12 protein-coding genes are annotated in these 14181 nt (G+C 72.3%); 9 read left to right on the forward strand and 3 right to left on the reverse strand.

The annotated features are described in order from the left end of the window. Nucleotides 1-55 precede the first annotated feature (55 nt). Nucleotides 56-2644, forward strand: coding sequence for a CHAT domain-containing protein (locus AC57BS_RS07565; protein ID WP_496410821.1), 2589 nt, complete (start codon nt 56-58; stop codon nt 2642-2644). A 198-nt stretch (nt 2645-2842) separates the two neighbouring features. Here the strand turns inward: AC57BS_RS07565 and AC57BS_RS07570 are convergent, their stop codons facing one another. Then, complete coding sequence (locus AC57BS_RS07570) at nt 2843-3823, reverse strand: hypothetical protein (protein WP_496410822.1); 981 nt, start codon at nt 3821-3823, stop codon at nt 2843-2845. 133 nt (nt 3824-3956) lie between these two features. On the opposite strand from AC57BS_RS07570, the gene AC57BS_RS07575 reads away from it, so the two are divergent. Both AC57BS_RS07575 and AC57BS_RS07580 read left to right on the forward strand, forming a co-directional pair. Further along, nucleotides 3957-5735, forward strand: coding sequence for a proline--tRNA ligase (locus tag AC57BS_RS07575; protein WP_496410823.1), 1779 nt, complete (start codon nt 3957-3959; stop codon nt 5733-5735). Between the two features lie 11 nt (nt 5736-5746). Next, nucleotides 5747-6472: an HAD family hydrolase gene (locus AC57BS_RS07580; RefSeq protein ID WP_496410824.1), complete on the forward strand. Its 726-nt coding sequence runs from the start codon at nt 5747-5749 to the stop codon at nt 6470-6472. Between the two features lie 266 nt (nt 6473-6738). Here the strand turns inward: AC57BS_RS07580 and AC57BS_RS07585 are convergent, their stop codons facing one another. Both AC57BS_RS07585 and AC57BS_RS07590 read right to left on the reverse strand, forming a co-directional pair. Then, on the reverse strand, nt 6739-7167 hold the full coding sequence (locus tag AC57BS_RS07585; protein ID WP_496410825.1) for a ferritin-like domain-containing protein: 429 nt from the start codon (nt 7165-7167) through the stop codon (nt 6739-6741). After that, nucleotides 7164-7694, reverse strand: coding sequence for a hypothetical protein (locus tag AC57BS_RS07590; protein ID WP_496410826.1), 531 nt, complete (start codon nt 7692-7694; stop codon nt 7164-7166). Before AC57BS_RS07590 ends, AC57BS_RS07585 begins: the two co-directional genes overlap by 4 nt. Before the next feature lie 115 nt (nt 7695-7809). Between AC57BS_RS07590 and rimP the strand changes: the two genes are divergently transcribed. The 6 genes from rimP (at nt 7810) to truB (ending at nt 14077) form a co-directional block, all read left to right on the forward strand. Further along, nucleotides 7810-8298, forward strand: a complete 489-nt coding sequence (rimP, locus tag AC57BS_RS07595) for a ribosome maturation factor RimP (protein WP_496410827.1) — start codon at nt 7810-7812, stop codon at nt 8296-8298. Continuing rightward, complete coding sequence (gene nusA / locus AC57BS_RS07600) at nt 8298-9275, forward strand: transcription termination factor NusA (protein ID WP_496410828.1); 978 nt, start codon at nt 8298-8300, stop codon at nt 9273-9275. The genes rimP and nusA overlap by 1 nt, the downstream gene beginning before the upstream one ends. Nucleotides 9276-9380: 105 nt before the next feature. Next, nucleotides 9381-9677: a YlxR family protein gene (locus AC57BS_RS07605; protein ID WP_496411258.1), complete on the forward strand. Its 297-nt coding sequence runs from the start codon at nt 9381-9383 to the stop codon at nt 9675-9677. 99 nt (nt 9678-9776) lie between these two features. Continuing rightward, nucleotides 9777-12608 (forward strand): translation initiation factor IF-2, encoded by a 2832-nt coding sequence (infB, locus tag AC57BS_RS07610; protein WP_496410829.1) that lies wholly within the window; start codon nt 9777-9779, stop codon nt 12606-12608. Between the two features lie 132 nt (nt 12609-12740). After that, the gene (gene rbfA, locus AC57BS_RS07615; protein WP_496410830.1) at nt 12741-13220 is read left to right on the forward strand and encodes a 30S ribosome-binding factor RbfA; all 480 of its coding nucleotides are present in this window, start codon (nt 12741-12743) and stop codon (nt 13218-13220) included. Beyond that, nucleotides 13220-14077: a tRNA pseudouridine(55) synthase TruB gene (gene truB, locus AC57BS_RS07620; RefSeq protein ID WP_496410831.1), complete on the forward strand. Its 858-nt coding sequence runs from the start codon at nt 13220-13222 to the stop codon at nt 14075-14077. Before rbfA ends, truB begins: the two co-directional genes overlap by 1 nt. Nucleotides 14078-14181: the final 104 nt, after the last annotated feature.

Raw genomic sequence — 14181 nt, forward strand, 5'->3', positions numbered from 1 at the left:
GGTGTGAGCGGCTTTCGCGAATTACCGGCTGCCGATCGGCGAGGATGGCCCCACCATGATGACCAGGGGCGAGGCAGAGGAGCTGCTGCGCACGCTCTTCGCCGACCCCGAGGCCGCGCGGAGGAGGGCACTGGCCGAGCTGGTGCCGGCTCCGGACGCCGCACTCGCGTCGATCGGTCACCAGGTGGTCGGGATCGTGCTGCGTGACACCGGTGAGACGGACGACGCACTGGCGCACCTGCGCCGTGCGCTGGCCCTCGCTCGACGCGTCGATCGGGAGCGTGAGGCTGACGTCAGGGCGACGTTGGGCGGCACCTTGGTCTACGTCGGACGTTCGCGCGAGGGCCTGGTCCAGCTGGACCGTGCTGCCGCGGAGCTCGACGGGCTGCCGTTGGCTCGCGTGCTGATCCGGCGCGCACGGGTCCTCAGCTTCAACCTCGAGCGGTTCGAGGAGGGAGCGGACGACCTGCGGCGAGCCCTGTCGATCCTGGACCGCTCGGACGACGACGTGTGGCGTGCGCGCGCACTCCACCTCGACGGCCTGACCCGGACCGGGCTCGGTGACCTCGACGCGGCTCGTCGTGCCTTCACCGAGGCGCTCGAGATCCACTCGGCGCTCGGACTGACGTTCGACATCGCCGCGGGCGTGCACAGCCAGGGCTGGCTCGCCTTCCTGACCGGCGACCTGCCGACTGCCTTCGAGCGCTACGCAGCAGCGAGCGTCGGGTACGGCGAGGCCGGGTTCACGAACGTGGACCTCGTCTTCGACCAGTGCAGCGCGTTCCTCGCTGCGGGCCTGGGCGCGGACGCCCTCGACGTCGTGGAGCGCGCGCTGGTGGCGCGTCCGTTGCTCGAGGGCGAGCAGGCCGACCTGTTGCTGGCACTGTCGGGGGCTGCGCTGGCCGCGAACGACCCGGAGCGGGCCCGGTCGGCGGCAGATGGTGCGCGTCGCCTCTTCCGGCGACAGGGGCGCCAGCAGCACTGGCTGCGGGCCGAGCTCTTCGCCATCTCGGCACGGAGCGCGGCCGGGTGCCGGCCGGACCGCCTGCTGCCGCGCATCCGGACCCTCGTCGCGTTGGCTCGCGAGTCCGGCGCCCTCGAGCTGCCCCAGGTCCTGATGGTGGGCGTCGAGGTGGGGAGTCGCGTGCGCTCGGCGCGCGCCAGGGCGTGGGTCGACGAGTGGCTCGAGGAGGCGTCGTCCTTCCGTGACTCAGCGATGGGTACGACGCGTGCGCTCGGCTGGCTGGCGCTCGCGCGGCGTCGCGCGACCATGGGTGAGACCGCCGGGGTGCTGAGGGCCTGTGAGCGGGGGCTCGCCGCGCTCGACGCGCACCAGGCCACCTTCGGCAGCCACGAGCTCCGTGTGCTTTCGGCGGGCCACGGCTCCGACCTGGCCGAGCTCGGGACCCGCACGGCGCTCGTCTCGGGTGACGCGCGCAGGCTGCTGCGGTGGTCCGAGCGCTGGCGTGCCACCGCGCTGACGATCCCGACATCCGCGAGCGAGCACGACGCGGCGACCGCGGCCGACCTGACCGCGCTGCGTGCCCAGCACAGCCGCCTCGCAGAGGCTCGCGTCCACGGCATGCCGACCGAGCGGCTCCAGGCGCGCGCCACACGACTCGAGCAGTCCGTCCGACAGCGGCTCTTCCAGGCGCACGGATCGGGGCAGGTCGCCTCTTCCCTCGACGTCGGTGCCCTCCTCGACGCCCTGCGCGAGGACGACACCGTCCTGGTCGAGCTGACCGAGATCGACGGAGTCCTCCACGCGCTCGTCGCTGGACGTGGACGCGTACGGCACCGCGTCGTCGGCGAGGCCTCGGGCGCCGCGAAAGCCGTGGACTTCGCCCTCTTCACGCTGCGCCAGGCCGCGCGCGGTCGCCGGGCCCAGCTGGACGTCGCCGGGGCCAGGCTCGAACGCTCCCTGCTCGGCGCGGCGCTCGACGGCGTGGGGGAGTCGCGCGTCGTCGTGTCCGGCACCGCTGCGCTGCAGGGCGTGCCGTGGGGGCTGCTGCCCTCCCTTGTGCACCGGCCTGTGACCAGTACGCCGTCGGCCCGCCTGTGGCTGCGCGCTCGCGGGGCCGTTCCCGCCGAGGACGACCGTCGCGTGATGCTCGTCGGGCCGGGGTTGGGCAGCGGCGGGGCAGAGGTGCCCGCGGTGGCCGCGGAGGACCCCGCCGCCCAGGTGCTCGACGGCGACGCCGCGACCGTGGCGGCCGCCCTCGCCGCCCTCGACGGGGCCTCGCTGGCGCACGTCGCCGCCCACGGTCACTTCCGCGAGGACAGCCCGCTCTTCTCCTCGCTCACCCTCGCCGACGGCCCCCTGCTGGTGCACGACCTCCAGCGGCTCGAGCGTCCGCCCCACCGGGTGGTGCTGTCGGCCTGCGAGTCCGGCGTCATGCAGCCGGTCGGCGACCAGGAGCTCCTCGGCCTGGCCGCCGCGCTGCTGTCGATGGGCACCGCCGGCGTGGTCTCCAGCCTCGCCGAGGTGGACGACGCCGCGACCGTCGACGTCATGGTCGCGCTGCACGCGAGGCTGCGGCAGGGTGGCGGCCTGGGCGATGCGATGCTCGCCGCGCGCGAAGCGGCGGCGGGCGACCCGGTGCTGGCCGCGACCGCAGCCTCGTTCACGGTCCTGGGGACCTGAGTCGCGTGCCGCCTGGCGAGGGTGGCGGCACACTGCGCGCGGAGGGCCGCTTCGCCTGCGATCTGCCGCCACCCTCGAGGTCGGGCGGGGTCGGCCGGGGCGAGGGTGGCGGCACCTTGCACGCTGAGGGCCCGTCCTACCTGCGATCTGCCGCCACCCCCGGGGCGGCCACAGCGGCGGAAGGCCCGAACCTGAGGATCAGGGAACCCTGACCTTCACCGGGTCGGTCGCGTTCTCGCAGGCGCCGAGCGTGCAGCGCACGGTCGACGACTTGCGCGTGCCGTTGATGTCGAGCAGCAGCGTGCCGGGGGACTCCCAGCCCCAGGTGGAGAACCAGTTCGTGCGGTAGGTCGCGAGCCGGGTGCCGTCGATCTCGCGCAGCCGCAGGTCCCGCGGGCCGAGCCCGTCGGTGAGGATGTGGAAGGTCAGCATCTGCTCGCCGTCGGGGGAGATGGCGGCCACCCGGTCACGGCACGACTTCCAGACCTTCATCCGCGGAGCACTGAGGCGGACGAGCTTCGTGCAGCCGCCGAGGTAGGGGTCCCTGCTGTAGATGCTCAACAGGTCGTGCTCGATGCTGGCGAGCCCGGCCAGCTTCTTCACGATCGTCCGGGTGTTCCCGGACGCCGGCTTCCACTGGAAGACCCGCGTGCCGCTGGCGAGGACGACGCGGGTGGCGTCCACGTCCAGCAGGGAGATGTTGCGGGCCGGGCCCTTGGTGCCCAGGACGGTGCCGTCTGCGGCCGAGCCGGCGTACGTGATCACCTTGCGGCCCCCGCTCACGAAGCGCTGCCACGCGAGCGTGCCGCCGTCGGCCGACAGGATGACGGTCGAGGGATCGACGTCGCGCAGCACGTCGGTGACCGACCCGTCGGCGGCGACCCGTACGACGCGACGGTTGCGCTTGCGGTCCACGTTGTTCGTGCCGACGAGCCACGAGTCGCCGGAGCGGCCGATGACCCGCGCCTCGGTGCCCGGCAGCTCGACGCGCCGGTCGCCGTCGACGAAGTCGCCGTCCTCGATGTGGGGGACCGCGATGTCGGCGCCACGCGGCAGCTGCTCCGGCTGGAGCTCGACGGTCGGTGCGGCCGCTTGGGCCGGTGCGCCGAGCGCGGTGACGAGCGCGGTGGCGGTCGCGATGGCGGCCAGCACGGTGGCTGTGCGGCGCGAGCGGAGCATGGTGTTCCCCCTGGGACGGTGCGGTGCGTGGTGCGGCGTCATGGAGGAGACGTCGCGGGACGGCGCCGGGTTGCGGCGTCCGAGGACGAATCTGGTTCGCCGTGCCGGAAGGCCCACCCCTATCGTTGCGCACATGACTGGCCGCATCCTCCGCATGTCGACCCTGTTCGTGCGCACCCTGCGCGACGACCCCAACGACGCCGAGGTCCCGAGCCACCGCTTGCTGGTCCGCGCCGGCTACATCCGCCGCAACGCGCCCGGCATCTACACCTGGCTGCCCCTGGGGCTGCGGGTGCTGCGCAAGATCGAGGCCATCATCCGCGAGGAGATGGACGACATGGGCGCCCAGGAGCTGTCGTTCCCCGCGCTGCTGCCCAAGGAGCCCTACGAGGCGACGAACCGGTGGACCGACTACGGCCCCAACATCTTCCGCCTCCAGGACCGCAAGGGCGGCGACTACCTCCTCGGCCCCACCCACGAGGAGATGTTCACCCTCGTGGTGAAGGACCTCTACAACTCCTACAAGGACCTGCCGCTCTCGATCTACCAGATCCAGAACAAGTACCGCGACGAGGCACGTCCGCGCGCAGGCCTGCTGCGCGGGCGTGAGTTCGTGATGAAGGACTCCTACTCCTTCGACATCGACGACGCCGGGCTCGCGCGGTCCTACCAGCTGCACCGCGACGCCTACATCCGGATCTTCGACCGGCTGGGCTTCGAGTACGTCATCGTCAAGGCGACGTCCGGCGCGATGGGCGGCTCGGCCAGCGAGGAGTTCCTCGCCAAGGCCGCCGTCGGCGAGGACACCTACGTCCGCTGCACCCACTGCGACTACGCCGCCAACGTCGAGGCCGTCACCGTGCGCGCGCCCGAGGCGATCACGTACGACGACGCGCCCGCCGCGCACGCCGAGGAGACGCCCGACACCCCGACCATCGACACGTTGGTCGACCACCTGAACGCGGCCTACCCGCGCGACGACCGCCCCTGGGCTGCCGGCGACACGCTCAAGAACGTGCTCGTGGTGCTGAAGCACCCCGACGGAACCCGCGAGCCCCTCGCCATCGGCGTGCCCGGCGACCGCGAGGTCGACCAGAAGCGCCTCGAGGGCCAGCTCGAGCCCATCGAGGTCGAGCCCATGGACGAGGCCGAGCTCGCGAAGCACCCCGCGCTGGTCAAGGGCTACATCGGCCCGGGGGCGCTGGGCGAGGACTCGAAGTCCGGCATCCGCTTCCTCGTCGACCCCCGCATCGTCGAGGGCACCCGCTGGGTCACCGGCGCCAACGTCCCCGGATCGCACGTCATCGACATGGTGGTCGGGCGTGACTTCACGCCCGACGGCACGATCGAGGCCGCCGACGTCCGTGACGGGGACGCCTGCCCCAACTGCGTCGACGGCACGCTCGAGTCCGCACGTGGCATCGAGATGGGCCACATCTTCCAGCTCGGCCGCTCGTACGCCGACGCGCTCGGGCTCCAGGTGCTCGACGAGAACGGCAAGCTGGTGACGGTGACGATGGGCTCCTACGGCATCGGCCCGTCGCGTGCGGTCGCCGCCATCGCCGAGGGCACCCTCGACGACATCGGGCTCTGCTGGCCGCGCAACGTGGCCCCCGCCGACGTGCACGTCGTGGCCGCCGGCAAGGACGACGCGATCTTCGACGCCGCCGAGCGGCTCGCCGCGGACCTCGCCGCCCAGGGCATCGAGGTTCTCTACGACGACCGCCGCGGCAAGGTCAGCCCCGGCGTGAAGTTCAAGGACGCCGAGCTCATCGGCGTGCCCACGATCGTCACGGTCGGCCGCGGCCTCGCCGATGGCAACGTCGAGGTCCGCGACCGCCGCTCCGGCGAGCGCGAGGACGTCCCGGTCGGGTCGGCCGGCGCGCGGATCACCGAGATCGTCCGCAGCTGACGGCGTCGCCCATGACCTCCACGCGCATCGAGGCCGTCATCTTCGACTGGGGCGGGACCCTGACCCGCTGGCACGACGTGGACTTCCACGCCGAGTCGCTGGCCCTGGCGGAGGCCGTACGCCGCACGCCCACACCGGACGACGACCACCACGCCCACGCCGCGCGCCTGCACCGCGCGGGCGACGTCGTCTGGGGACGCAGCCGCGACCACCAGCAGAGCGCGACCATCGCCGACCTCTTCGCCGAGGCCGGGCTCGACCACGACCCCGCCCTGTTGTCCGCCTACTACGACTTCTGGGAGCCGCACACCTCGACCGACCCCGAGGTGCGGCCGATGTGGGAGGAGCTGCGCGCGATGGGGCTCAAGGTCGGCGTCCTGTCCAACACCGTCTGGCCGCGCGAGTGGCACGTCGGCTTCTTCGAGCGCGACGGCGTCTACGACCTGGTCGACGGCGACGTCTACACCAGCGAGATCCCCTGGACGAAGCCCTCGCCGAAGGCGTTCGGCGCCGCGATGGAGGCGGTCGGCGTGAGCGACCCGGCCGCGTGCGTCTATGTGGGGGACCGGCTCTTCGACGACGTGTGGGGCGCCCACAACGCCGGCCTGCGGGCCGTCCACGTGCCGCACAGCACCATCCCGCCCGCCCAGGTCGGCCACACCGAGGGCGATCCCGACGCGACCGTCACGTCGCTGGCCGAGGTCCCCGCAGTCGTACGCCGTCTCGACCCCTCCTGAGCGCGGCACTTCTGCAACTTCGTGCGTTGCAGGAACATGCAAGTGAGATGTGCTTACGTTAGCCCGGGATCGAATGCATGATTGTGCATGTCGAACCGGCCACCCCACAGGGCCGGCCGACTCAGGGTGATGCTGACCAACCCCATCGGGCGGTCCGCGTCCTCGGCCCTTGGGAGAGATCTCGGGACTTTCCCAAGGGTTGAGGCCGCGGGCCGCTTGCCCCATTTCCGGGGCGGGCGCCCTGGCGGTCTCCCTCGATCGAGCCGTCAGTCGAGCTCCGGCGCGCCGGGCCAGGTCTGTGCGGTGCCGCCGAGCTCGAGCTGCCACACGGCCGACCACGTCGCCTCGGTGAGCGCCCAGTCGCGCACGTCGCCGCTCGACTGGGCGACCAGGGCGAGCAGCGTCTCCACGCCTGCCGCCTCGAGGCCGACCGCGGCCCGCTGCACCTGCGGCGGACGTACGAGCGCTCCGTCGAGCTCGTAGGCCACCGCCGCCACGACCGGCTCGCCGCCGGCGTCGCGGACCAGCAGGCGCAGCTGGTCGCGCCGCGAACGGTGGCGCCGGTACGCCGCCGTCACCGCGTCGTACAGCGCCGGCGAGGCCGACTGGGACGTGCGCGCACCGAGCACGCCGTAGGTCCAGAGCGTGGCGTGCTCCTCGGCGAGCGCGGACTGGAGGGCGTCCAGGGCGGTCATGGCGCCACCGCCGCATCAACCGCGGGGTCCGCGAGGGCCGCGCCGTGCTGTGCCGTCGAGGCCGCCACGCTGGCCAGCACCCGCGCCAGGTCGCCGCTGGCGGCGGTCAGGCACGCCCGCCTGACCTCGCGCTGCAGCCGTCGCTCCGAGCGTCGGACCGCGGCCAGGGCGCGTGCCCGGCCGGCGGCGATCGCGGGCGGCTCCGAGGCCGGTACGTCGGCGTCCGCGACCGCGCCGCTGAGCAGGTCGAGGTGGTCGGCGTGGGCCGCCGCGACGGGCGCCAGCAGGGGAGTGAGGCCGGGGACCGACAGGGTCGCCGCCTCCAGCACCGCCCCAGCGCGTGCGAGCTCTGCCACCACGGTCGCCACGAGCTCGGCGTCCTCCGGTGGCGGCGGCGTGGCCGGGGACGATCCGTCCGAGGGCGCGGGCGGATCGATGTCGCAGGCAGCGAGGACGAAGGGTGCCGTGAGCACCGATCCGACCGCCGAGACGACCGCCGTACGACGGGTCAGCGGGCGTCCGGGCACCCCCGAACCCTACCCATCCGGTGCTCCGGTCCGGACCGGTCGCCCGGGGATGTCGACGCCCGGGAGGGGGCCGCTATCGTGATCCCTCGACAACTACACAAGGAGGTCGCACCCGATGAGCACTCCCCGACAGGACGCCACCCGGGACCGCATCGAGGCGGAGCTGGTCGACCCCTTGCGCGTGTTGGGCCTCGACGTCGAGGCCGTCGAGGTCACCCCCGCCGGCAAGCGCCGCGTGCTGCGGGTTGCCGTCGACAAGGACGGCGGCGTCACCCTCGACGACGTCGCCGACGCGACGCGTGAGGTCTCCCGCGTGCTCGACGAGTCCGAGGTGATGGGCGAGATGCCCTACACGCTCGAGGTCACCTCCCGTGGCGTCGACCGCCCGCTGACGCTCCCGCGGCACTGGCGCCGCAACGAGGACCGGCTGGTCAAGGCCACCCTCGTCGACGGGTCGAGCCTGACGGGTCGCATCGTCGCCTCCAGTGACGACGCGGCGACGCTCGACGTGGACGGCACGCAGCACGAGGTCGCCTACGCCGACGTGACCAAGGCGCTCGTGCAGATCGAGTTCAACCGCAAGACCGAGAAGAAGGACGACTGATGGACATCGACCTGAGCATCCTGCGCATGCTGGAGCGGGAGAAGGAGATCTCCTTCGAGGTGCTCGCGGAGGCGATCGAGCAGGCGCTGCTCACCGCCTACCAGCGCGCCACCGAGTCCCACCACCCCGCCCGTGTCGAGCTCGACCGCAAGACCGGCCACGTCACCGTGTGGGCCCGCGAGCTCGACGAGGACGGCGTCGCCGGACCCGAGTACGACGACACCCCCGCCGGCTTCGGTCGGATCGCGGCCACCACCGCCAAGCAGGTCATGCTCCAGCGGCTGCGCGACGCCGAGGACGAGAAGACCTTCGGCGAGTTCTCCGGCAAGGAGGGCGACATCATCTCGGGCATCATCCAGCAGGGCCGCAACCCCGACGACGTCATGGTCGACCTGGGCAAGCTCGAGGCGATCCTGCCCATCAGCGAGCGCGTGCCGGGGGAGAAGTACGTCCACGGCGAGCGGATCAAGTGCCTGGTGACCTCGGTGCGCAAGGGCATGCGCGGACCGCAGATCACGCTCTCGCGCTCCCACCCGACGCTCGTGAAGAAGCTTTTCGCGCTCGAGGTCCCCGAGATCGCCGACGGCACCGTGGAGATCGCCGGCATCGCCCGCGAGGCCGGCCACCGCACCAAGATCGCGGTGCACTCCACCGTCCCCGGCGTCAACGCCAAGGGCGCGTGCATCGGCCCGATGGGCCAGCGGGTGCGCAACGTGATGAGCGAGCTGCACGGCGAGAAGATCGACATCGTCGACTGGGCCGAGGACCCCGCCGAACTGGTCGCGCACGCGCTGTCGCCTGCCCGGGTCAACTCGGTGGAGATCGTCGACCTCGCCGCGCGCTCGTGCCGCGTGGTCGTGCCGGACTTCCAGCTCTCCCTCGCCATCGGCAAGGAGGGCCAGAACGCCCGGCTCGCAGCCCGGCTCACCGGGTGGCGCATCGACATCCGCTCGGATGAGGCTCCCGCTCCCGAGTAGGCGCCCCAGGGCGCTCAGTTCGTAAACCACTGGCTCCACGCAGTAGAGTGACGATCAGTGGCCACCACGTCTGACACCCCTGCGCCCGGACCCGTCCGGACCTGCGTGGGTTGCCGGACCAGGGCCGCTGCGAGCGAGCTGCTGCGAGTGGTCGCAGGCTCGGACGCCGGGGGCACGCCAGCCCTGGTGCCCGATCCGGACCACCGGGCACCCGGTCGTGGGGCGCACCTGCACCCCACGCTCGAGTGTTGGGAGCTCGCGGTGCGACGCCGAGCATTCCCCCGGGCCCTGCGCTCGGGAGTCCCGCTCGCCGGAGCGCCGGTGGAGGACTACCTCTCCTCGTTGCACGACCTTCCCGATCCACAGCACGACCGACCAGAAACTGGAGCACGCAGCTCATGAGCACTCGATGAGTAACTCGTAATGAGTGTGCACACCCACTAGCTGTTCCGTTTCCCCTGTCCTTCTGGGGTCACGGACCAGAAGGAGTAGTTACCAACCGTGGCAAAGACCCGAGTCCACGAACTCGCCAAGGAGTTCGGAGTCGAGAGCAAGTTCGTTCTCGAGAAGCTCAAGGAGATGGGTGAGTTCGTCAAGTCGGCATCGTCGACCGTCGAGCCCCCCGTCGAGATGCGCTTCAAGAAGCAGTACGGCGACGAGCTGAAGGCCGCTGCGGCCTCCGCTCCCGCCGCCGACAAGGCGCCCGAGGCCGACAAGCCCACCGCCAAGAAGGCCGCGCCCAAGCCCGGCCCCAAGCCCGCGCCGGCGCCTGCCGCGACCGAGGCACCTGCCGAGGCTCCCGCCCCGGCTGCTGCCGAGCCCGCCGCAGAGCCTGCTGCCGAGCCCGCCGCAGAGCCCGTAGCCGAGCCCGCCGCGCCTGCGGCCAGGCCCGGCCCCAGGCCCGGTCCCAAGGCTCCGGCCGCCGAGCCGGAGGCCCCCGCGGCCGAGCCCGAGCCCCCCGCCGCTCCGGCGGCCAAGGCTCCGAGCCCGGCCCCGCGACCGGTCGGCCGGCCGGGCGCGCCGCGCCCCGGCAACAACCCGTTCGCCCCCAGCCAGGGCATGGGGCAGCGCCCCGCACCCCGTACGGGTGGCGACGAGAACCGTCCGCCGCGCCCGCCGGGTGCTGGTGGCGGCGACGCTCGCCCCGGCATGCCGCGGCCCAACCCGGCGATGATGCCCAAGTCCCCGGCTGCCTTCGGCAACGGTCCGGGCGGTCGTCCGGCCCGTGGTGGCCCCGGTGGCGGCCCCGGTGGCGGCCCCGGTCGTCCGGGTGCCCCCGGCCGCGGTGCCCCGGGTCGTCCCGGCGCCGGTGCCGGCGCCCCCGGCGGCGCTCCCGGACGCCCCGGCGGCTTCGGCCCGTCCGGTGGCGGTCGTCCCGGTGGCGGTCGTCCCGGCCAGCGTGGCCAGACCCAGGGTGCCTTCGGGCGTCCCGGTGGTCCGTCGCGTCGCGGTCGCAAGTCCAAGCGGGCGCGTCGTCAGGAGTTCGAGGCCATGGACGCCCCCACCCTGGGTGGGGTGCGCGTCCGCAAGGGCAACGGCGAGACCGTGCGCCTGCCGCGCGGTGCGTCGCTGACCGACTTCGCCGAGAGGATCAACGTCGACGCGGCCGCCCTGGTCCAGATGCTGTTCTCGCTCGGCGAGATGGTCACCTCGACCCAGTCCGTCGGTGACGAGACGTTCGAGCTGCTCGGCGAGGAGCTCAACTACGTCGTCCAGATCGTGTCGCCGGAGGACGAGGACCGCGAGCTGCTCGAGACGTTCGACCTCGAGTTCGGCGCCGACGAGGGCGACGAGGGCGACCTCGTCGTCCGTCCGCCGGTCGTCACCGTCATGGGTCACGTCGACCACGGAAAGACCAAGCTCCTCGACGCCCTGCGTGACGCCAACGTGGTCGACAAGGAGGCCGGTGGCATCACCCAGCACATCGGTGCCTACCAGGTCCACACCGAGGTCGAGGGCGAGGACCGTCGCATCACCCTGATCGACACCCCCGGTCACGAGGCGTTCACCGCCATGCGTGCCCGTGGTGCCCAGGCCACCGACATCGCGATCCTCGTGGTCGCGGCCGACGACGGTGTGATGCCGCAGACGGTCGAGGCGCTCAACCACGCCAAGGCCGCCGGGGTCCCGATCGTGGTCGCGGTCAACAAGATCGACAAGCCCGAGGCCGACTCCACCAAGGTCCGCGGCCAGCTCACCGAGTACGGCCTGATCCCCGAGGAGTACGGCGGCGACGCGATGTTCGTCGACGTCTCGGCCAAGGCCGGGCTCAACCTCGACAAGCTGCTCGAGGCCGTCGTGCTCACCGCCGACGCGTCCCTCGACCTGCGGGCCAACCCCACGCAGGACGCCCAGGGCCTCGTGGTCGAGGCGCACCTCGACCGCGGTCGCGGTCCGGTCGCCACGGTGCTGGTCCAGCGCGGAACCCTCCGCGTGGGCGACTCGATCGTGGCCGGTCCGGCCCACGGTCGTGTCCGGGCGATGCTCGACGAGCACGGCAACGAGATCGTCGAGGCCGACCCGTCGCGTCCCGCGATGGTGCTGGGTCTCTCGGCGGTGCCGGGTGCGGGCCAGAACTTCATCGTGGTCGAGGACGACCGCATGGCCCGCCAGATCGCCGAGAAGCGCGAGGCGCGCGAGCGGGCGGCCATGCAGGCCAAGCGTCGCGTGCGCCGCAGCCTCGAGGACTTCATGGCGTCCATGGAGAAGGGCGAGAGCCAGGAGCTCAACCTCATCCTCAAGGGCGACGTGTCCGGTTCGGTCGAGGCGCTCGAGGACGCGCTGTCCCAGATCGACGTGGGCGACGAGGTCTCCCTGCGCGTGATCGACCGCGGTGTCGGTGCGATCACCGAGACCAACGTCGACCTCGCCGCCGCCTCCGACGCCATCATCATCGGCTTCAACGTCCGCCCGCAGGGCAAGGCGAGCCAGATGGCCGACAAGGAAGGTGTCGAGATCCGCTACTACTCGGTCATCTACCAGGCGATCGAGGAGATCGAGGCGGCGCTCAAGGGCATGCTCAAGCCGGTCTACGAGGAGTCGACCCTCGGTCAGGCGGAGATCCGCGAGATCTTCCGCTCGTCCAAGGCCGGCAACATCGCAGGCTGCATGGTCACCTCCGGCCTCATCCGGCGCAACGCCAAGGTCCGGGTCCTGCGCGACGGAGCGGTGGTGGCCGACAACCTCGACCTCTCCTCGCTGCGCCGCGAGAAGGACGACGCCTCCGAGGTCCGCGAGGGCTTCGAGTGCGGTCTGGTGCTCCGTAACTTCCAGGACATCAAGATCGGCGATGTCGTGGAGGCCTTCGAGATGCGCGAGATCCCGCGCAGCTGATCACGAGCGGGCACTTCGTGCCCGTCTGCGTCATCGACCGGGCGCTTCGTTCCCACTCACGGGCACGAAGCGCCCGGTCACCGTCTGTGACGGGCACGAAGCGCCCGGTCACCTGTAGGAGAGACTGGACCCATGAGCAACCCCCGCGTCCGCAAGATCGCCGACCGGATCCAGGTGATCGTCGCCGAGATGCTCGAGCGCCGGATCAAGGACCCGCGCCTCGGCTTCGTCACCGTCACCGACGTCCGCCTCACCGGCGACTCCCAGCAGGCCTCGATCTTCTACACCGTGCTGGGCACCGAGGACGAACTGGCCAGCACCGCCGCTGCGCTCGAGTCGGCCAAGGGGGTCATCCGCTCCGAGGTCGCCAAGCAGCTGGGCATGCGCATCGTGCCGTCGCTGACCTTCATCCCCGACGCCCTCCCCGAGAGCGCCCGCGCTCTCGACGAGGTGCTCGCCCGCGCCAAGCAGCAGGACGAGGAGGTCGCGGCCCGTCGCGTCGAGGCGTACGCCGGCGAGCCCGACCCCTACAAGAAGCCCCGCGCGGCCGAGGACGACCTCGACGACGAGGACGACGACGCGCTGGACGACGTCGAGGACGACCGCTCCTGATGGTCGACCCCGGTCTGGTCGTCGTCGACAAGGCCCCGGGCATGACCTCGCACGACGTCGTCGCCCGGGTGCGCCGGCTCGCCGGCACCCGCAAGGTCGGCCACGCCGGCACCCTCGACCCGATGGCCACCGGCGTGCTGGTGCTGGGCGTGGACCGCGCCACCCGCCTGCTCGGCCACCTCATGCTCACCGAGAAGGCCTACGACGCGACCATCCGGCTCGGCGTCGCGACGACCACCGACGACGCCGAGGGCGAGGTCGTCGCGACCAGCACGACCGACGGCGTGGAGCCGGAGGCCGTACGCGCGGAGCTGGCGCGGTTCGTCGGCGACATCGAGCAGGTGCCCACTGCGGTGTCCGCGATCAAGGTCGACGGCAAGCGCGCCTACGCCCGGGTGCGCGACGGTGAGCAGGTCGAGCTGAAGCCGCGGCCGGTCACCATCCACGAGCTGGTGGTGCACGACGTGTCGCTCCCCGACGTACGCATCTCGGTGCGGTGCTCGTCCGGCACCTACATCCGCGCCATCGCGCGCGACCTCGGCGCCGCGCTCGGGGTGGGCGGGCACCTGACCGCGCTGCGGCGTACGGCAGTCGGGTCCTTCGGCCTGTCGGTCGCACAGACGCTCGAGCAGCTGACCGAGGACTTCGCGGTCGTGCCGATCGCCGACGCGGCGCGGGCGACGTTCCCGACCGTCGACCTCGACGACGAGCAGGCGGCGCACGTGCGGTTCGGCCGGGCGCTCGACCTCGTCCTCCCCGACGACCGACCGCACGCGGTCTTCGCCCCGGGCGGCGAGTTCCTCGCGCTCTACGAGCGGCGCGGCGAGCAGGCCCGACCGGTCGCCGTCTTCGTCTGACACGAGCCATCTCCACCCCTGCGGGTGAGCGGCTGGTCTTGACCACCTCACATGTCGGTGGTGCCCGGCGCGTTGCAGGCGCAAGGTGTGAAAGGGCCGAGAGG

The sequence above is a fragment of the Nocardioides sp. BGA-UO-ETr-FS32 genome (assembly GCF_059567905.1).

Coding starts and splice junctions, on each gene's coding strand:
- AC57BS_RS07565 (WP_496410821.1), top strand. CDS start 56: ATGATGACCAGGGGCGAGGCAGAGGAGCTGCTGCGCACGCTCTTCGCC.
- AC57BS_RS07570 (WP_496410822.1), bottom strand. CDS start 3,823: ATGCTCCGCTCGCGCCGCACAGCCACCGTGCTGGCCGCCATCGCGACC.
- AC57BS_RS07575 (WP_496410823.1), top strand. CDS start 3,957: ATGACTGGCCGCATCCTCCGCATGTCGACCCTGTTCGTGCGCACCCTG.
- AC57BS_RS07580 (WP_496410824.1), top strand. CDS start 5,747: ATGACCTCCACGCGCATCGAGGCCGTCATCTTCGACTGGGGCGGGACC.
- AC57BS_RS07585 (WP_496410825.1), bottom strand. CDS start 7,167: ATGACCGCCCTGGACGCCCTCCAGTCCGCGCTCGCCGAGGAGCACGCC.
- rimP (WP_496410827.1), top strand. CDS start 7,810: ATGAGCACTCCCCGACAGGACGCCACCCGGGACCGCATCGAGGCGGAG.
- nusA (WP_496410828.1), top strand. CDS start 8,298: ATGGACATCGACCTGAGCATCCTGCGCATGCTGGAGCGGGAGAAGGAG.
- rbfA (WP_496410830.1), top strand. CDS start 12,741: ATGAGCAACCCCCGCGTCCGCAAGATCGCCGACCGGATCCAGGTGATC.
- truB (WP_496410831.1), top strand. CDS start 13,220: ATGGTCGACCCCGGTCTGGTCGTCGTCGACAAGGCCCCGGGCATGACC.